Raw genomic sequence first — 20,441 nt, 5'->3', positions numbered from 1 at the left:
TGTCCGGGACTACGTGTTAGAATGTAAGGCTCACATTGATACCGTAACGGCGTACCGAAGGAGTTTGCAGGCCTGAGCCACCATCTGTGATGTATTGGTTCAGATCCACATCCTTTTTCTCGGCGAAATAAAGCAGATTGCGGCCTACCAATGATACCGAAGCATTGCGGATAAACTTGGTTTTTTCAAGCATTGCAGCAGGAAACTTGTATCCGATCACTACTTCACGCAGCATACCAAATGAACGGCTCATGAGGTTACCTTCATCCGAATTGTAGTAGCGGCTTACCCAGTCCTGTACGTTCTGAGCAGTTGCATTCGGCGTGAATTTCAGCTCGCCAAGGTTGGTAATGTTTCCTTCTGCGTCGAAATTAAGCGCTGTTCCACCTACTACCTGAACACCTTCACCCACATACGTTTTGTTTTCAGTATTGTTTTTGAAAGCGATATAATCCGTTTCACGGGAAGCTCCCAATTGTCCCTGGTTCAATGCGATGTGACGTCCGCCGCGGAAAGTCTGTTTCTGAACATAGTTAGAAATCACACCACCAATACGTCCGTCAAACTGGAAGCCAAGGTTGAAGTTTCCGTAAGAGAATTTGTTGTTGATACCAAAAACAAACTTGGAATTGGCATTGCCCAGATATCTCGATTGAGTCGAGTAAATCGGACGACCTGAGGCGTCATTAATGATCTGTCCGTCAGCCGTTTTTGCAAATGCGCGACCATAAAACTTATCCAGTCTGTCACCAACTTTAAAGAATGTATTGAACTGGTCCTGACCTGGGTAAATATCGGTAAGTGTTTGTTTGTAAGTTGAATAGTTAGCTACAATGTCCCAGTTAAATCCTTTCTCTGTGCGGATCGGTGAGCCTGTCAAGGAAATTTCAAGACCTTTTTTCTGGGTTTTGATACCATTTACCAATGCAGCTGTATAACCTGTGGTAGATGAGATCGGCAAAGCGAAGATGCTGGGTCCGTCATTCGACACATAGTAAGCCACATCCAATCCCAAACGGTTGTTCATGACCCTGATATCCAATCCCACTTCGGTTTGAGAAGTCGTGCTGGGAACGATACTTGGGTTATTCAATGTGTTGGTATAGTACGCCGCAGGCTTGTTGTTATAAGCAAATGGTGTAGAGTATACGGCTGAGTTCTGGTAGTTTGGTCCGCCGTAAGAAGAGCTATACTGCTCTCCATATCCCAAAAAGTAACTAACACCCGGTGTTGCGCCAATGTTAGCCGATGTCAGACCGTCTTTTACATTCGCATATGATCCGCGCAATTTCAGGAAGGAGATCACTGCCGGCAGTTTGGTATAGTCAGAAATAACCGTTGACACGGCAACCGAAGGATAGAAGAACGAATTGTGACCTTTTGGAAGCGTCGACAACTTATCCATCCGACCTGTTGTAGAAATCGTGAAGAAATCTTTGAATGTAAAATCCGCAGAATAGTAAGCAGAAGCCACACGCATATCCGAGATAAAGTTGGATGTTTTCACCGGGTTAGCGGAGTTTCCAAAGTTGTAAAGTCCTGGTACGTTCAGATAGTCAGTCGTTGTGTACTGAGAGTTGTACTCGAAGCTACGAATATTACCACCACCCCAGATCTTAGCATTCAATCCCGGAAGAATGTCTTTATCAAATTTGATAAGCAGGTCAGTATTGTTTTCGAATAGGTTTCGACGGTCTTCACGGTAGTCACCACGACGCTCGTCACGATCGTAAGCACCAGCCGAATAAGGCATTTTTTCGCTGCGGAACATACTCCACGTGTTCACCTGGGTACGGAAAGTAGCTTCCAGGAAATCGGTGAACTTGTAAGTCATAGCCGCCTGGCCGATGATATCCGACTTCTGGTGACCTCTCAACCACTCATAACTCATGAAATAAGGGTTATTGTAACGCTGATATTCCGCATAGATCTGCTGAATACCTTCCTTACCTGGCTGCCAGTAGTTTTTCATATCGTCTACGTTCCAGTCAGCACCTGCCCACAATACAATGTTGTAAATGATCGAGTTAGGCCCATAATTCACATCCGGGATGTTCGGAGTGTATTGACGGTTATATTGAAGCGAAGAATTGAATGTCAGCTTTTTGGAGAAATTGTAATCCGCTACAATGTTGAAGTTGGTAATGTTCAGCTTCGTATTTGGAACAATACCTTTTTGGTGCATATGTGACGTAGAAAAACGTACGTTGTATTTTTCACCGGTAGCAGATACTGAAATGTTGTTGGTTGACAAAATACCTGGCTGCAAAAAGCGGCTCAAATTGTCTTTTCCACGCGCTACCCACGGCGTTCCCGAGCGTACACCTGTTACGGGATCAACCGGGCTATCATATTGCGGGATGCTCTGGCCTTCAAATTTCGGTCCCCAGCCACCATCATAGTCACCATCATTCAAACCACCACCTTTACCGTCGCCGAATGCATATCGGCCGTGGTCGCCTGGTCCGTACAAATCCTGCACTTTTGGAATTGCATAGAAACCATTATCCACCATCGTCGATGAATTGAAATCAACTGAAAATCCACGTTTGTCTTTGGACCCCCTTTTGGTAGTGATCAAAATGGCACCGTTCTTACCACGGAATCCATAAAGCGCTGATGCCGAAGCACCTTTCAATACAGAATAAGTATCAATGTCATCCGGGCTAACATTCCAAGTATCCGAGTTTACCGGAACACCGTCTACCACGAAAAGTACATCGGAATTACCTCGAAGCTGAATGTTAGGCTTGCGGAGCATTTCCTGCTGCACACCCACCGTAAGTCCGGCAACCTTACCTGCCAATGCATTGATCGCATTCGGTTCCCTCGCCTTCACCGTTGCATTTCCGTCAACAGTCTGGATCGCGACACCAATTCTGCGTATGTCTTTCTTGATACCTAATGCAGTCACAACCACCTCATTAAGCTGACGCAGATCTGTTTTCAGGGTAATGTCAATGGTGTTACGACCATTGATTTTCACTTCCTGGCTGGAAAAGCCCAAAAAAGAGAAAATGATGTCTGTTGTCTTTTCGGATACTTCTAAACGGTATTTCCCATCTGCATCTGAAATGGTCCCGTTGGTTGATCCCTTACCGATGATACTTACCCCCGGGATCGGCTGGCTATCCTCCTGGGATTTGACCTGCCCAGTCACAACAATCTGAGCCATTGATATTTGCGAGAACAGCAAACATCCGAGTAGTAAACAAGCCTGCGTACTTCGTCTGAAAATATCCAGCCGTAAGTGTGAGTAAAACTTTTTTGTCATGAGCTAGAACGGTTGATTATAATTGTTAAAAGGGAAAAATACATGGTTTACAAAGCGCAAAAGTCTTATTTAATCGCACAAACTGTGTTAAGTATTTATTAACATTATATAAACAAATCAAACTGTTCGCTAACAGTCCGACATCAACAAATTCTCAGGAGGTCAGGCAACGGTATCATTGCATTGTGCGCGGCCACGGCCGGACTACACTCTTTCCTGTAAAAATGATCTCACTACTACAAAGACTCTGAATTCCTGTCAATTTAAAACATTTGAATCACAAAAAATACATTCGATATTCAAGTTATTGACTTATTAGTAAGTTAATTAGGGTTACTTCTAGCGACCGACTTCCCAGATTAACATTTTTGTTAGGAATAGTACAGCCTTTGTTAATAATCGGGCTATCCGGCTTTGTGGTTTCCGCATAGGATTATCGGCGAAATTAATTAGCGAAAGGCAATAAAAGTCGCACCTGTAAGGCTATACGTGGCGCCACAAAATTCAACGGGGTTAAACATCCTTGAAAATGCCTCCCGGATTTTTGTAAAATTTCCCCGTTACTTTTCACATTACAACCCGTATCAATCAACAGATTTATTCCAAAACATAAACGTTGAGATATGTTCACAAAACGGGAGATTGAGATCATCTGGCTGATTGCCAGGGGGCTGAAATCCAAAGCAGTTGCCGAGGTATTATGTGTAAGTACTGAAACCATCAAATCACACAGAAAAAATATACTGGAAAAAGTTCGGGAAGATGATAAGGAGATCTCCCTCCTTGAATTTTGTATTCAATACCCAAATGAACACAAAAAATCCCCCTTGAAGGGGGATTGACGTTGCTGATCAGCGTTATTACCTTTGAACCACACTAAACTTACATACTATTATGAAAAGGATTTCATTGCTAGTAGGATTGTTCAGCTTGGCGTTTGTATTCATATTTCTTTCATGTGAAAAAAATGCGAAAGACCCAGACAAACCAATGTTTCTGATTGATGCAAATAATCTGGCAAATCAGACGGATGGCTTTTATTCCGAAGTCAGTCAGGTCACTGTTGAAAAAAATATTGAAAACAAGCAGCACAAACTACAACTGACGATTTCAAATAGTCACATCAAGCCTCAAATAGTAAAAATCTATCTGGAAGAAAAGGATTGGAAAGGAATCGAACTAGTTTCTGGGCAGTATGAAATCCTATTTTTAAAATATGCTTTAATCATAAATAATCCTTTGACAGGACAAAAACATGAATTTATAATTAATTGCCAACCGTTAGCGGAGACATTGGCTAAGCTGCCGAAAAATTACTTAGCAGCATCTGCAATAAATACGATTGGAATTTCCATTTCAGGCCAGCATAGCGCTTTACGAGACCAACCAGGGTTAGTGCCTGGCGGTTGTTCCACATCTGGTGGTACTGGAACCGTCTCCTGCTCCAACGCTTGCTGCAGTATTTCCTGCGGCACAGGTTACTACGCCACCTGCGCAAACACTTGTACCTGTACAAAAAAATAAAAACAGCAAACTGATATTCTCTTTTGTATAACAATGAAAACGACTGCCGTCAATTGGCAGTCGTTTTCATTGGCACCACCCCTTATTTCCCTTGAAAAAAATTCATAATAAATCCGGGTATATTAGTAGAAAAAAGTGCGAACTTAGCTTTTTAATTGTAAACAATACACTTAATATATCCAATGCATCATTTGATTCAGAAAGTCTCCCTTCTGCTACTGACCTGTCCGGTAATGGTTGTGGGACAAACGGTTAAAGGAAACTATTCTCCTCTTCCCCTTAAAGACCTCAGTTCCTTTGAAAGTAGTAGTGCCAACTGGTCCGTGCAAGGGAATATTTCCATACTTCCAGCGGGAGCAGCCAAAGTTAAAACCCAGAATGGCGAAGGCGTGCTGCTTGGCAATGCCGGTAACGCGCTCACCACGAAACTCAAAGCCAGCGACCTGCGCCTGTATGCCGAGTTCAATGTATCTCCTGGCGCCGAAGGAAGCCTGATCTTGCCTGGTGGACAAAAAGTTCGTATTTCGGACAGCAGCAAGCAACAAGGTTCCGCCAGCGCCAGCACTTCCGGCTATGTAGGACAATTTCCAACCCAGAACGCAGCGAAAGCGCCTGGTTTATGGCAAACGATCGAACTGTCGTACGACGCGTCGGTTCCGAATCTTGCCAATTCTGCCAGACTTAATAGCCTTGCATTAAATGGAGTGACTGTTTTGGAAACTGTCTATCTTCCTAATTCAAAAACAACCGGTGACGGCCAGCCCATATCGCTGGAAGTAACGAAGGGCTCCATTGCTTTTCGTAACATTGGCTACCAGTTACTGGCAAGCCGCAAGCCACTCGCCCTTGCCAACCTGAATTACAAGGTTTACTCCGACAAATGGGACAGCAAGGAATACAGCAAAATCGACCACGAAGGCAAATCAGCCATATTGACCCAGGAAGTAACAAACGGTATGCGTGAATTTCACCTGGTTTATGAAGGCGACCTGGACGTGACCGAAGCGGGTGAATACATTTTTACTACCATTTATTCAGGGCCGGTTTTCTCTCTTGATGTAGACGGGAAGAGCATCATTGCAGCCGGAGAAAGTACTTCACAGGAAAGCCACACCGGTTCGGTGAATCTGAGCCAGGGTAAGCATCAGTTCAAAATACATTATTCACGCTTTCCCTGGAGACAGCCTGCATTGGGCCTTAGGGTCGAAAAAGCGGGTATTCGTCCATACGATCTTCACGTATTATCATCACTACCCGAGCCTGAGCCCAAGCCTTACATCAGCGTAACGCCCGACATGCGCCCGGAAATGGTTCGTTCATTCATTTTATTGAATGGTGAAAAATACAAACGTACCCATTGTATATCAGTAGGCAGCCCTGATGGATGGAACTACACCGTTGATCTCAACCGTGGCGCGCTGATACAGGCATGGCGTGGTAAGTTTGCCGATGTGACCGAAATGTGGTACGAACGCGGCGAGCCGCAATTGCTTTTCCCGGCGGGTCTGAAAGTTCATGTATCAGGAAGAAGCAGCCTGGCTGTTTTGGATGATGCGGGCAAAGCATGGCCGGACTCTTCTAACATTAACTTCCTGGGTTATAAGATCAATGCGCAGGGTTATCCCGTGTTCCGATATGCGATTGGTTCAGCGACGGTGAGTGATGCGCTTACTTCGGGTGGAAGTAGCTTGTCACGCACATTTACGGTTGAAGGCAATGCTAACGGTCCACTTTACTCTCTTCTGGCGAGTGGAAAACAAATCGTTGAAATCGAAAAAGGCCTGTACCAGGTGGATGATCGCTATTATGTTCAGACTGACAAAAAAGTGAAGGTCATTATAAGGCCGGTTGGCGAGGTGAAGGAATTGATTCTTCCGGTTTCAGGCACAACCAGCTATTCCATGTTCTGGTAGACTGCCAGGCTTCAACACATTTATTCGCATTACTTGATTTCAATCAATGAAAAATATTCTTTTAAGTACCCTGATTTCTTTCGGCTGCGTCACGGCTTATGCCCAATCCAAGCCCAATAAAGAGGATGACTTTTACCGGATCGTTACCATTCCGATCCCGGAAAACATTAAAATGGAAGTGGGCGGAATGCAGGTTCTACCCGACGGCAGGCTGGCGGCATCAACCCGCCGCGGTGAGGTATGGATGATCGGTAACCCTTACCTGAAAGGTGACGGACAGCCTTCATTCCAGCGGTTCGCGACGGGTTTGCATGAACCATTGGGATTACTAAACCGCGGCAAAGACTTTCTTATCTCGCAGCGCGGAGAGGTAACCAGACTAGTCGATACCGATAACGACGGCGTCGCGGATGTTTACGATTCATTTGCAAAATGGCCTCTTTCAGGCAATTACCACCAATATTCGTACGGACCGGTAGCGATGCCAAATGGCGAACTACTGGTAACGCTCAATCTTGACTGGGTAGGTCGCGGTGCGAGCCAATCCAAATGGAGAGGCTGGATGCTGAAACTAGGCGAAGATGGCAAGCTTACTCCTTATGCGACAGGACTTCGGTCGCCATCAGGTTTTGGCTCATACAAAGGTGATATTTTCTATACTGAAAACCAGGGTGACTGGGTAGGTTCAGGTCGTATGACGCATTTGGAAAAAGGTGATTTCGCAGGAAACCCTGCCGGTTTGAAATGGAGCAAAGAAGAAGGCTCACCAGTTAAACTAAGCGCCAGCGACATTCCAAACACAGGAGAACCATTATATGACGTAGCCAAAAGAGTACCGGGCATCAAACCTCCGGCTGTTTGGTTTCCGCATACCTTGGTGGGTATTTCTACTTCCGACTTTAAAGAAGATGTTACCAACGGAGCTTTCGGACCTTTTGCCGGGCAGATGTTCGTGGGAGACCAGGGACATAGCATCATTACCCGTGTAGATCTTGAAAAAGTGAATGGCGTATGGCAGGGAACTGTTTTTCCGTTCCGTGAAGGCTTTATGTCAGGCATTTTGCGTTTGGAATGGGGACTGGATGGCTCTCTTTTTGTAGGTCAAACCAGCCGTGGCTGGTCAGCGACGGGAAAAGAAGAGTTCGGGATCCAGCGACTGGTATGGACTGGGAAAATGCCATTTGAAATGAAAACAGTGCGCTCTATGCCCGACGGCTTTGAAATCACATTCACTAGCCCGGTTGACAAAAAAGCTGCTGCAAGCCAGGACGCATATAAATTGAACAGCTTCACTTACAAATACCACTCCACTTACGGCAGCCCGATCGTGAATACACAGGAACTTGCATTGAAAGGCATTGTGGTTTCAGAGGATGGCCTACGCGTGAGGCTTGTCGTTGATCCGGCTGTTTTACGCAAAGGATACATTCATGAAGTGAAGGCGGATGGCGTGAAAGCGGCGGACGGAAATGCATTGCTGCACGCTACCGGCTACTATACTTTGAACGAAATTGCGGGTGGTAATGCGGTTAATGCTTCACAGTTTACTACCACCGTGAAAGCTGTTGACCACAGCAGCCATAGCACTATGCCTACAACAGAAACGACCGAGTCGGCTCCATCTGCGAAAAGGGTTACGGAAATGCCTGCCAGCTGGACTGGTGGCCCTGATCAGGTGATTACGATCGGTACTGTTCCCGGATTGAAATTCGACATTTCGGAGATTCAGGTGAAGGCCGGAAGCCGCATCAAAGTGGTTTTCAATAACAACGATGATATGCTGCACAACCTGGTGATTACCAAGCCAGGTACAGCCAATGCGGTGGGCGAAGCAGGTCTGAATCTTGGATTAAAAGGCTCAGAGCTGAATTATGTTCCCAAATCCAATGATGTGCTGTTTCATAGCAACATTGTAGAGCCGGAAAAATCAGAATCCATCTACTTTGTAGCACCGAAACAAGCGGGTACCTATCAGTATGTATGCACTTTCCCGGGGCATTACACGCTGATGCAGGGCAAATTGAAAGTTGTAAAATAGAGGTTAAAAAGACTTGGTAAGACTAGGCGTCCCCGTCTTTAAGACTTGCTAAGTCTCTCTATCCCAAAACAAACGGGTACCTACCAATTTGTATGCACATTCCCAGGCCATTACACATTGATACAAGGGAAATTGAAAGTTTTAAAATAGAGGTTAAAAAGACTTGGCAAGACTAGGCGTCAACGTCTTGCAGACTTGCCAGGTCTCTATTTTGAACATTATAATAACCAGGAGATTAAAACTACGCTTTACTTTGATTAGCATAATTCATTGAATTAATAACACAATGTCAATAATTATACGATTTGAACAGTTCGAAGTATAACAATCACCCTTCTGACCTCCATATCCAGCTTTGGCAAAGGTTCAAAGCCGGTGATTCGGAAGCCCTGGGAAAAATTGCCCAGGTGCATTACCGTGCGCTTTATAACTACGCTTCCAAGTTCTCCTCCGATCCCGATTTCATCCGCGATTCCATTCAGGAGCTTTATCTAGACCTGTGGGAACGCCGCAGTTTTTTGTCCGAAACAGCTTTTGTAAAGTCATATCTGCTCAAAGCATTACGTCACAAACTCATCAAGGAAAGCATTCGCCTGAAACGTTTTCAGGAACCCAAACAGGTTTTTTTTGATGGCGAAAACGTGGACCCTTCCATTGAATCCAATATCATTGACGATGAAAATATCCGTTTCCAAAACGGAAGACTGAAAAGAATCATTACTTTGCTCACTAAGCGTCAGCAGGAAATTATTTATCTGCGTTTTTACCAAAATCTTGAAAATGAGGACATTGCCCAGATCATGGGTTTGGGTCGCCAAAGCGTTTCCAATCTGCTTTACCGTACTTTGAAGGAAATCAAGGATATATGGGTGCCTGCCGAATTCTTTTGGGCACTGATCGTTGGCTCATTCTTCATATAGCGCAAGGCCCCCATAGCATTATTTCAAAAAATAATTTGATTTTTTTGGTTATATATAAGTGTATATCTGACATACATTATAAATAACCCTTTTACTGCGGACCAAAACGGTTTGCGGTAATGATAAGAATCAAGTTATGATCAATTATCGTTCACATACCGTCGAAGAACTGGCGATTGACGACATGTTCCGGCGTTGGGTCATAGACAGCACTCCGGAAATTTCGTTTTTCTGGCATCGGTGGACAGAAGAAAATCCGGACAAAAGGTATATCGTAACCCAGGCAAAAGAACTGGTGCTGGCTGTGCATGAAATTTACAAAGACGACCTGTCAGACGAAGTGCTCAGCCACGAAATTCAAGAGATCACACGGTTAGCTGAACTAAGAAAGCAACATATTGAAAATAAGATAATACGCTGGGCGGCAATATGGAGAGCTGCGGCCGTCGTGCTGTTGGTCTCAGGCCTTGGTTTGCTGTACTATCTGAACCAGAGCTCCAGAGCCAGCGCTAACGTCGCTCAGTCTGTTGCAGCCAAGGCCGACTCCATGGTAGTTCGTACTAACCGGGATAAGCAGGAAATGACCGTATTGCTCAGCGATAATAGCGTGGCAACTCTTGCGAAAGGAAGCACCATTACTTTCCCAAAACAGTTCAACGGCGGCGAGCGCAGGGTGTACCTGACCGGCGAGGCGTTTTTCGATGTAACCAAAAATCCGGAGCAACCCTTCCTGGTATACACCGCCGAAACGGTTATCAAAGTTCTCGGCACCAGTTTTCGGGTAAAAGCCTTTGATCAGGAAAATACGGAGATGGTGGTCGTCAAAACCGGTCGGGTATCGGTTTATCCCAAAAGAGAATACGAGACCATTGCAGCCAATACCAGCAGCAAAGTATCTGGCGTGGTGCTTAATCCTAACCAGCAGGTTGTTTTTATCCGAAACGAAAACAGGTTGGAAAAAGGCAAAGTGGCCAACCCGCAAATGCTCTCAGAATCGATCACTCAAAAAGAATTGATATTCGACGACAAGCCTGTGACGCAGGTTTTGCAGGCACTTGAAAAAGTATACGGAATTGAAATCGTGTATGATACCGAAATATTGGCCGATTGCGTAATCAGTGCGCAGTTCAACGACGAAACCCTGAAACAGCGAATGAATGCTATTTGTCAGGCCATCGACGCCACCTACGAAATGGTGAACGGGCAGATCGTGATCAGCTCGAAAGGATGTAACCAACCACTTTAATCCAGCATAACAAACCACCTCTTGCCTATGATGTAATTCATTACCAAATTTTTGAAAGAGCCAGTGATGATTGCACCATCACCGGCCCTAATCCTCCATTTCGTTCACATCTTTTCAGATGTTCAGGAGGCATTTTGTCCCATCTTTTCCAATACTGAACAAAACAACCAAAAGTATGAAAAAACACCTACACTTGTCCAGGCTACTCTACGGGGTTATGAAAATATCACTTTACCAATTATTTATAGCCTTTATCTTTGCGACCATCTCCGCAGCAGGTACAGTAGGAGCCCAGGATGTTCTCAATCAGAAGGTGACCATCCAGGTTAACAACCAAGAAATCAAGACCGTACTGACAAAATTGAATAAGCTTACCCAGATCCGTTTTACATACAGTTCTGCGTTGATCCGCGCCCAGCAAAAGGTATCGATCAATGCCGTTGATCGTCCGCTCGGCGATGTACTGAATGAGCTTTTCAAGCCGATCAACATTACTTACAAGATCGAAGGAAAACAGGTAGTGCTAGTTAAAACCGCTGCCGAACCAGGCAGTGCATTGCCTGCGCCCATCGATGATCCGGCTATCATTGACCGCAACATTACCGGAAAAATCCTCGACGAAAAAGGCCAGCCACTACCCGGCGTGAGCATTGTGGTGAAAGGAACAAAATCCGGAACTGCTACCGATACGGATGGCAAATACCAGCTGAGCGTTCCCGATGCAGGCGGCACATTGATTTTTTCTTACGTCGGTTACTCACCGGAAGAATTAGCATTGGGAAACCAGTCGGTTTATGATCTGACGATGAAACCCGATGTTCGAAACCTGGAAATGGTCGTGGTTACTGCCTTAGGTATCAAAAGAGATGCTAAAAAACTCGGCTATTCCACGGCTACTGTTAATACTGAGGAACTTACAACCAACCGTACTACCAACCTTGGAAACAGCTTACAAGGAAAAGTGGCTGGTTTAAATGTAACGCCTCCCGCGAGCGGGCCGGGCGGATCCACGAAGATCCGTATACGCGGACAGTCTTCATTTGGAGGCAATAACTCTCCACTGATTATTGTAAACGGAATCCCGATCAACAATAGCAGCGTATCCGCGGGTGGCTCCGCAGGAAACGGGACAGGTAATCCTACCGGCGGATCTTCCGATGCCGGCGACGGATTGCAAAGCATTAACCAGGACGACATTGAATCGATGACTGTCTTAAAAGGTGCGGCAGCAGCGGCATTGTATGGTTTTCGTGCCAAAGATGGCGCTATCATCATTACGACCAAAAGTGGTAGCAAAACGACCGGCATCGGCGTAGAAGTCAACTCTAATTTCCAGGCGCAGGAAGCATTGGACTACACTGACTTCCAATATGAATATGGCCAGGGGGAATTTGGAAAACGACCTACCAACACCGCTGAGGCACAGGGTTCAGGTGTGTTCGCATTTGGAGAAAAGTTTGATGGTAAGCCGACACCTCAGTTTGACGGCAGTACCCAGCCGTACTCGCCAAATAAAGATCGTATAAAGGATTTTTATCGTACCGGAACCAGTTTCACTAACTCAGTAGCACTTTCGGGAGGCAATGAAAAAGGCAATTTTCGCCTCTCATTTGCCAATACTGATGCCAATGCAATCATACCCAATTCGGCATACCATAAGAGGATCTTTAACCTGGGGCTCAATTATAAGTTTTCAGAAAAGCTCTCCGCGCAGCTGAATGCCAACTACTCGAACGAGTACAATAAAAATCCGCCGCAGATTGGTATCCAGGATATGAATGCGAATACGACCATTTATACCATGGCAACCAGTATTGATGCCGATTGGCTGAAAAACCGGAAAGACGCAAATGGAAACGAAATGCCTCTATCGCGCTTTACAAACCGTAATAATCCTTACTGGGTAGCCTACGATCGTTTCGAGAATGTGCGCCGTGACCGGATATTCGGTAACACTTCGGTTCGTTACGATTTTACCAAATGGTTATTTGTACAAGGCCGCGTTGGGCAGGATTATTACACCCGGCCATATAATTACAATCGTCCGACTGGCACAAGGTCGATTGGTGCAGTGACAACTGGATTCAATGGCTACTATTATCAGGATATTGCAACATTCCGCGAAAGGAATCTGGACATCCTGATTGGAGGAAACCGCACATTCGGCGATTTTGGGATTGATATCACATTGGGTGGCAACCAGATGTTGCAGATCAGCGATAACGTTTCTACAGCAGTGACCAACTTTTACGTACGCGACCTTTATACGATAACGAATGGTCAGGTGAAAAATCCGAACTACGGTTATAGCAAGAAAAAGGTAAATTCCATTTATGGAGCTGCTGAGTTTTCTTTCAAGAACTTTCTGTTTGTGAATGTTACGGGCAGGAACGATTGGTTCTCAACGCTTAACCCCGAATCCAACAGCTATCTCTATCCTTCGGTCAGCGCAAGTTTTGTATTTAGCCAGGCATTCGCCAATGCACCTAACTGGTTGAATTACGGTAAATTACGTGCTGCGTATGCAGAAGTAGGTGGTGATACCGATCCTTATTCCAATAACCTTTACTATGGTATCAATGCCAATCCTTTTAACGGAACAGCTTTGGGGAACCTGCCTTCGGCCGTAAGCCCGAACGCTAACCTCAGACCATTGAAAGTAAAAGAAACAGAGGTAGGTATTGAAATGAAAACTTTTGATAACCGGCTTAACCTGGATCTTTCATTATACCGGAAAAACACTGTCGATGAGATCTTGAATGTTGATATATCAAATTCCTCAGGATTCAGCCAGACAAAAGTGAATGTTGGAAAACTGCGCAACCAGGGTGTTGAATTCTTATTAACGATCGTACCGGTAAAAACGGACGGTATCACCTGGGAAACAAGCTTTAATGGAAGCTACAACATTAGTAAGGTACTTGAACTCGCAGCAGGTCAGCAAAGATTTGATGTAGGTACCGGCGAATTCTTCGGGATTGTATCTCATGAGGTAGGCCATCCATTGGCATCGCTGCGCGGGTTTGACTATAAAAGGGATGCTCAGGGACGCATTGTCACTTCCGGAGGTCTTCCACAGCAAGGCAACCTCATGACGTACGGCAGCGCCATTCCAAAATGGGTTGGTGCGTGGGTAAACTCAGTGAATGTGAAAGGTGTCCGCATTGGAACCCAGATAGATTTTAAAGCAGGAAACAAGGTCCTTTCAAATTCTAACCTGAATTTCTTGCGCGAAGGATTGTCAAAACCATCACTGGTGGGCAGAGAAGGTGGCGTTCTATTGGATGGTGTTGCCGCCGATGGCACTCCCAATGCAACAAAAGTGGAAGCTGAACAATTTTACACGGCTTACAGAAGTACTGGTATAGCTACCCCGTTTGTCTACAATGGCGCATTTGTGCGTTGGAGAAGCATTACAGTAGGCTACGATCTTTCACGGTTCCTTCGAGATAAGACATTCATCAAAGGCCTGACCATCTCTGCGATGTGTAACAATGTGCTGATGATCAAGAAATACATCGATAACCTCGACCCCGAAGCACAGGTATCCGCCTCAGACAATTTACAGGGAATAGAAACCCATACGCTCCCTACTACCAGAAGCTACGGGCTCAATCTGAACCTTAAATTGTAAAAAAAGGAACAAAGGGACGAGAGGGACAATAGAAAAAGAAAAGTATTCACTCATTCACTCATTCAGTCATTCAGTCATTCAAAATTATTAAATTCATGAAGCGAATATTCATATATATCACAAGCATTGCAGTCCTTGCTGGTGCCAGCTCCTGCGATAAAGGCTTTGAAGACGTGAACAAAAATCCTGTTCTCGCTACGAGCGTTGATCCGATTTACCTTTTTTCCAATGCTGAATTCGGGTCCGCTATCGCTACGCAGTTTTATCAAATGCAGATTGTACAGCAAATCAACTCACCTTATACCGGTGTTATGGAAGGCGGCAATCACAATACGGTTTACGATCCGAATTCCAATGCAAATTTCAACTCGCTGTACCTGCAAAACGGCCCGGTAAACCTGTTAACCACCGTTATCGCCCAAACGAAAGACAATCCTGCGCGCGCTAACCTCTACAATATGTCGCGCGTATGGAAGGCGTATGTATTTATGGTTTTGGTAGATACTTATGGAGATGTACCCTATTTTGAAGCTGGAAAAGCATTTTTGGAAGGGATCAATTTGCCCAAATATGACGATCAGAAAGCCATTTACGAGGACATTCTGAAAGAGCTGGAAGAAGGTACCAAGGCACTGGACGCTTCCAAGCCAATTGAAAGCGGGGATTTGTTTTTCAAAGGGAATATTGCACAATGGAAAAAATTGGGCAATTCATTGCTGCTACGTGCAGCCATGCGCTATTCCAAAATCGATGCGGCCAAAGCAAAACAATACGTAGCCAAAGCGACCGATGCAGCAGCAGGCGGACTGCAAAGTTCCAATGCTGATAATGCGCTGATCGCCTTCAACAGCACATTTAACCATCCATTGGCTGGCTATTTTCAGGGAACGGAAAGAGCCAATGTATACCTCGGCAAAGCATTTGTGGATTTCCTGAAAACGACCAAAGATCCGCGACTGAAAGTGATTGCCGTGAAGTATGAAACACCCAGCAACCCGATTGCGACCGCCGGAGCAGAAGATACAACGCCGGCTAGCCAGGAAGGGATGCCTTATGGCTACAATGAATCAACCCTCACCGGTGCGCCAGGATTTCCGGGAAAGATCGGTTCGGCATTTAAATATTCGCAGATCAACCGCCGGACAACAGGGAAAATCGATGCCCCTGAGTTTTTTATTACCTATTCGCAAACTTCTCTTTTACTGGCCGAAGCGGTGCAGAGAGGCTGGGCTACCGGTGATGTGAAAGCGCTTTACGAAGCCGGGGTTAAAGCGCATATGGCACAAATGGCCACATACGATGTGTTGGCAACTATTCCGACAGCCAGCCAGGATGAATATCTGACTGCGAACCCATTTGCTCCCGCAAAAGCATTGGAACAAATCAATAACCAGTACTGGGTTTCGTCCTTTCTGAATGGTTCCGAAGCGTGGGCGAATTTCCGCAGGAGCGGCTTCCCTACCCTGCCGGTGAACACTTATCCCGGCAAAGATCCTTCGGTGAAAGACTTTATAAAAAGACTGGTATACCCGGTTAGAGAAAAGTCTGTTAATGAGGCTAATTACAAGGAAGCAGTAGCAAGAATGGGTGCAGACGAGCTGGGTACGCCGGTATTTTGGGACAAATAATAATCCATAATCCTTAACCCTTAATTTTTCTTTTATGCTTAAACAAAATTTGTTTGCGGGAGCGCTTGTGCTTTTGGGATTCGTTTCGAACGCACAATCGATTTCCCCCACTCCTGATCAGATCAAAGCCTACACCTCCGCATGGAAGGGCGAGCGCTCACCCGACGGGCGTCCGAAGGTTTCTGACGCCATTTTGGCAAGATTAAAGAACATTTCCATGGAAGAAGCATGGGGTGTTCTGAGAAACAAGGGCTATCATAACCAGTTTGAAGGCGAATGGCAGCTCATTCATACCGACAGCTCCATGACAGGCCGGGTAGTGACCGCCCAGTATGTGCCCCTGCGTCCTGATTTGGCTGATCTCGTCAAAGAAACAGGTAAAAAAGAAGGCCGCGTACAAACGGGCGGGACCAACTCCTGGCCCATCGACGTGTTGAAAGAAGGTGACGTGTACGTGGCCGATGGTTATGGAAAAATCGCGGACGGAACTTTGATCGGCGATAACCTCGGAAACTCCATTTATGCCAAATCCAAACGCGGGGTGATATTTTACGGCTCTGTGAGGGACGTGGAAGGGCTGAGTGAAATCAAAGGTTTCAATGCATGGATGAAGGGGCAGGATCCTTCTTACATTCAGCAAATGATGCTTTCTAACATCAATACGCCTATCCGCATTGGTCGTGCAACGGTGCTTCCCGGTGATGTGGTACTAGCGAAAAAGTACGGGACGATCTTCATTCCGGCCCATTTGGTGGAGGAACTGGTACTCACTTCTGAGGTAACCGCATTGCGCGACGAATTTGGTCACCTGCGGCTGCGGGAAGGTAAGTACACGCCTGGCGAAATCGATACAAAATGGTCTGATGTAATTTCAAAGGACTTTTTGAACTGGGTTAACAATTACCCGGGCAAGTTGCCGATGACGAAGAAAGAGCTAGATGACTATTTGAAAGAGCGGAATTATTGAGGACTGACTTGTCACCCAAAAATTAACATCATCGGTTCTCAATTTCGAAATTCTTCACCACAAAAATTTACAACAATGAAAAACATCCTAAAAGACATCATTGCTTCCAACAAACAAGTAGAGCAAGCGGAAAAGGAAGCTACTTTGGCCGAAATTAATGATCGGGCGACCAAGGACAGCCGCCGGAACTTTCTTAGAAAAACAGCAGTAGGCGGTATTGCATTGGGCGGTTTTATGTCCATGTCGACTGAGGATACTATTGCGCAGGCAACTTCAAAGGTGAACCGAGCTTCTAAACCCTCTGAGCTTAAAATCACTGATTTACGGTACTGCATTGTTCAGAATGTAGGCCGTACACCTATTATCCGCATTGATACCAACCAGGGAATTTATGGTTTGGGAGAAGTGCGCGACGGTGCTGACGAGCGTTATGCATTGTTTTTGAAAAGTCACATTATTGGTCAAAATCCGTGTAATGTCGAGATGCTTTTCAAGTCTATTAAGCAATTTGGCTACCATGGTCGCCAGGCGGGAGGTGTTTGCGGGGTTGAAATGGCGCTTTGGGACCTTTGCGGAAAAGCGTACGGCGTACCTTGCTGGCAGTTGCTGGGAGGCCGTTACCGCGATAAGGTAAGGCTTTATGCTGACACGCCTGAATCGGATGACCTCAATGAATTTAAACAGAAAATCAAATTCCGTACCCAGGACCAGGGGTATACCTGGCTGAAAATGGACGTGTCTATTGGTATGTTGCGGAACAAGGAAAACAGTGTGGTGAATAACAAGGTTTGGGGTGGCGGCTTTTCACAATGGGCCGGTGATTACAACTCCTATGCCAATACCAAGCACCCATTCACTGCCATTCAGATTACGCCGAAAGGATTGGATGAAATGGCGAAAGTCGTGGAAGACGTTCGCAGCGTAGTTGGCTACGAAATTCCACTCTCCACCGACCATTACGGCCATTTTGACTTAAATAATGGTATTCGTCTTGGAAAAGCACTGGACAAATACCGCCTCGCCTGGCTGGAAGACATGGTTCCCTGGGAGTATACCGATCAATGGAAAACCATTTCCGACGCACTGGAAACGCCGACATTGACTGGCGAGGACATTTACCTGAAAGAAGGATTCAAAGACCTGATCATGAAACGTGCGGTAGACATTATCCACCCGGATCTTGCATCTTCCGGCGGGTTATTGGAAACCAAACGCATCGGTGACTTCGCCGAAGACCACGGTATCGCGATGGCCATGCACTTTGCAGGTACACCTGTGAGCTTTATGGCCAATGTCCATTGCGCAGCTGCCACTCAAAACTTCCTCGCGCTTGAACACCATTCGGTAGATGTTCCATGGTGGGAAAGCCTTGTGAAAACAACCGACGGCCGCAAGCTGATCGACAAAGGCTACGCACCGGTTCCGCTGGACGCACCAGGACTTGGCATCGAGCTGGTTGACGAAGAAGTTAAAAAACACCTCAATCCAAAAGACAAAAGCTATTTTGCGCCCACGCCTGATTGGAATGACAAGCGATCGCATGATCGGTTGTGGAGTTAGGAGAAAGTAGACTTGGTAAGTCTTCAAGACTTGCCAAGTCTTTTTTCAATCCTCCTCAACAATCAAATGCTCAATTACTTTTTTGTCGAAGGACAGTTCATGGAATTTTGAAAATTTTTCTTTACCTCCAAACCAATCCATCATTTCTACCTTCATCAAGCTCGTCTTAGTATCTATCAACAACCTACGATACGAACTCCAAAGGTAACTTTTATAGTCCCAGTCACTAAACCCATGATGCTCCGGCTGATGATGTATGTAATGAACCAATCTCGTGAAATAGAGATCATTGTCAACCTTCTTTCGACGGAAAATCTTTTGAAACAAACTCCCCGTCCTTCCTTCCTGAATATTAATGGCTTTCGAATAGCTCATAAAAAAGCGCCTGAACAGCTCGCTGATCAATTCTTCTGTTGTGAAACGTTCCATATCGACAGCTTTGGGGAATTCCTTTTCTTTGATCTTAAATTCTTGCCTATCCTTAACTCTTATTAGTATATGAAAGTGGTTTGGCATTAGGCAGTAAGAATATGTTTCAATATAGTCAGACAGATATGCATCGTATTTTCTCAAAAAGTAAATGTAGTTTTTACTTTGATAGAACAGATTATTGCCGTTGTTTCCTCTGTTAAAGATATGATAGTAGCAACCCTCTTCCAGAGGAGACTCAAAGTGCTTGGACATGTTAGATTATTGTTTCCTATTGAGACGCTGTTTTAATAAATAGGTAACAATGGGATTCCCGAGCGAGACTTACCAAGTCTTGGAGACTTGGCAAGTCTTGTCAATTATAGTATTTTGCGGTTTTCACTCCAATCCGGAAAAATGAAGAATATTCGCAACGTACTCTTTTACACGATTACCATTGGTGCCTTTTCAGCCCTGCTGTACTTTTTCATCAGACAGGGCACACTACTCGAAACAGCCAGTACCCAAGCCCATAGCAAAGCCATTGTCGGTTCCTCCTGGGACCAGTTTTTGGACACCTTCGGCCACAATATCACCCACCCGCTTGCCATTCTCCTCCTCCAAATCATTACCATCATCATTGTTGCACGCATTTTCGGTTGGATCTGTAAATCCATCGGGCAGCCGACGGTGATCGGAGAAATTGCGGCGGGGATTTTCCTCGGTCCATCGCTGGTGGGCATGGTCTTTCCTGGTTTTTCCGCGTTCCTATTCCCTACCCAATCATTGGGTAACCTGCAATTCCTCAGCCAGGTAGGTCTGATCCTCTTCATGTTCATCATTGGTATGGAGCTGGACCTCAAAGTGTTAAAATCCAAAGCGCAGGAAGCAATTGTGATCAGCCACGCCAGTATTATCCTTCCTTTCGCGCTTGGCGTAGGTGTGGCACTGTACATTTACCAGCAGTTCGCACCGGATGGCATCAGCTTTCTTTCTTTCTCATTGTTCATCGGAATCGCATTGAGTATCACCGCTTTTCCAGTGCTCGCGCGCATTGTACAAGAGCGCGGATTGTCGCGCACCAAACTAGGCACGATGGTCATTACCTGCGCGGCGACAGACGACATTACCGCCTGGTGTATCCTTGCTGCGGTTATCGCCATTGTCAAAGCGGGCTCATTTATCAGTTCGGTTTATACCATTATACTGGCCGCATCCTACGTTTTTTTAATGCTGAAAGTGCTTAAACCGGTGCTAAAAAGGTTGGGCGACTATTATTCTTACAAAGAAGGCCTCACCAAACCGGTCGTTGCGCTATTTTTTGTGATC

At 45.5% G+C, this 20,441-nt stretch carries 12 protein-coding genes; 10 read left to right on the top strand and 2 right to left on the bottom strand.

Annotation, left to right across the window (positions count from 1 at the left end):
* Nucleotides 1–16: 16 nt before the first annotated feature.
* The gene (locus ABIO93_RS10630) at nucleotides 17–3,274 is read right to left on the bottom strand and encodes a SusC/RagA family TonB-linked outer membrane protein (RefSeq protein WP_348067325.1); all 3,258 of its coding nucleotides are present in this window, start codon (nucleotides 3,272–3,274) and stop codon (nucleotides 17–19) included.
* 894 nt (nucleotides 3,275–4,168) lie between these two features.
* On the opposite strand from ABIO93_RS10630, the gene ABIO93_RS10625 reads away from it, so the two are divergent.
* The 9 genes from ABIO93_RS10625 (at nucleotide 4,169) to ABIO93_RS10585 (ending at nucleotide 18,704) form a co-directional block, all read left to right on the top strand.
* Nucleotides 4,169–4,798 (top strand): hypothetical protein, encoded by a 630-nt coding sequence (locus ABIO93_RS10625; RefSeq protein WP_348067323.1) that lies wholly within the window; start codon nucleotides 4,169–4,171, stop codon nucleotides 4,796–4,798.
* Nucleotides 4,799–4,980: 182 nt separating this feature from the next.
* On the top strand, nucleotides 4,981–6,711 hold the full coding sequence (locus ABIO93_RS10620; protein WP_348067321.1) for a family 16 glycoside hydrolase: 1,731 nt from the start codon (nucleotides 4,981–4,983) through the stop codon (nucleotides 6,709–6,711).
* Between the two features lie 46 nt (nucleotides 6,712–6,757).
* Entirely contained in the window at nucleotides 6,758–8,749 is a 1,992-nt protein-coding gene (locus ABIO93_RS10615; RefSeq protein WP_348067319.1) for a plastocyanin/azurin family copper-binding protein, read from the top strand.
* A 305-nt stretch (nucleotides 8,750–9,054) separates the two neighbouring features.
* Nucleotides 9,055–9,669, top strand: a complete 615-nt coding sequence (locus ABIO93_RS10610; RefSeq protein ID WP_348067317.1) for a sigma-70 family RNA polymerase sigma factor — start codon at nucleotides 9,055–9,057, stop codon at nucleotides 9,667–9,669.
* 136 nt (nucleotides 9,670–9,805) lie between these two features.
* Nucleotides 9,806–10,915, top strand: coding sequence for a FecR domain-containing protein (locus ABIO93_RS10605; protein WP_348067315.1), 1,110 nt, complete (start codon nucleotides 9,806–9,808; stop codon nucleotides 10,913–10,915).
* A 175-nt stretch (nucleotides 10,916–11,090) separates the two neighbouring features.
* Nucleotides 11,091–14,549, top strand: a complete 3,459-nt coding sequence (locus ABIO93_RS10600; protein ID WP_348067313.1) for a SusC/RagA family TonB-linked outer membrane protein — start codon at nucleotides 11,091–11,093, stop codon at nucleotides 14,547–14,549.
* Nucleotides 14,550–14,644: 95 nt separating this feature from the next.
* On the top strand, nucleotides 14,645–16,177 hold the full coding sequence (locus tag ABIO93_RS10595) for a SusD/RagB family nutrient-binding outer membrane lipoprotein (RefSeq protein ID WP_348067311.1): 1,533 nt from the start codon (nucleotides 14,645–14,647) through the stop codon (nucleotides 16,175–16,177).
* A 34-nt stretch (nucleotides 16,178–16,211) separates the two neighbouring features.
* Nucleotides 16,212–17,144, top strand: coding sequence for an RraA family protein (locus ABIO93_RS10590; RefSeq protein WP_348067309.1), 933 nt, complete (start codon nucleotides 16,212–16,214; stop codon nucleotides 17,142–17,144).
* A 75-nt stretch (nucleotides 17,145–17,219) separates the two neighbouring features.
* Nucleotides 17,220–18,704: a mandelate racemase/muconate lactonizing enzyme family protein gene (locus tag ABIO93_RS10585; RefSeq protein WP_348067307.1), complete on the top strand. Its 1,485-nt coding sequence runs from the start codon at nucleotides 17,220–17,222 to the stop codon at nucleotides 18,702–18,704.
* 45 nt (nucleotides 18,705–18,749) lie between these two features.
* Here the strand turns inward: ABIO93_RS10585 and ABIO93_RS10580 are convergent, their stop codons facing one another.
* The gene (locus tag ABIO93_RS10580) at nucleotides 18,750–19,388 is read right to left on the bottom strand and encodes a hypothetical protein (protein ID WP_348067305.1); all 639 of its coding nucleotides are present in this window, start codon (nucleotides 19,386–19,388) and stop codon (nucleotides 18,750–18,752) included.
* A 141-nt stretch (nucleotides 19,389–19,529) separates the two neighbouring features.
* On the opposite strand from ABIO93_RS10580, the gene ABIO93_RS10575 reads away from it, so the two are divergent.
* The coding region (locus ABIO93_RS10575) for a cation:proton antiporter (RefSeq protein ID WP_348067304.1) at nucleotides 19,530–20,441 on the top strand (912 nt) is incomplete at its 3' end.

Source organism: Dyadobacter sp. (genome assembly GCF_039919315.1).
GTDB lineage: Bacteria > Bacteroidota > Bacteroidia > Cytophagales > Spirosomataceae > Dyadobacter.
Note: the sequence above shows the minus strand (reverse complement) of the source record. Positions and strands in the feature narration are given on the sequence as shown.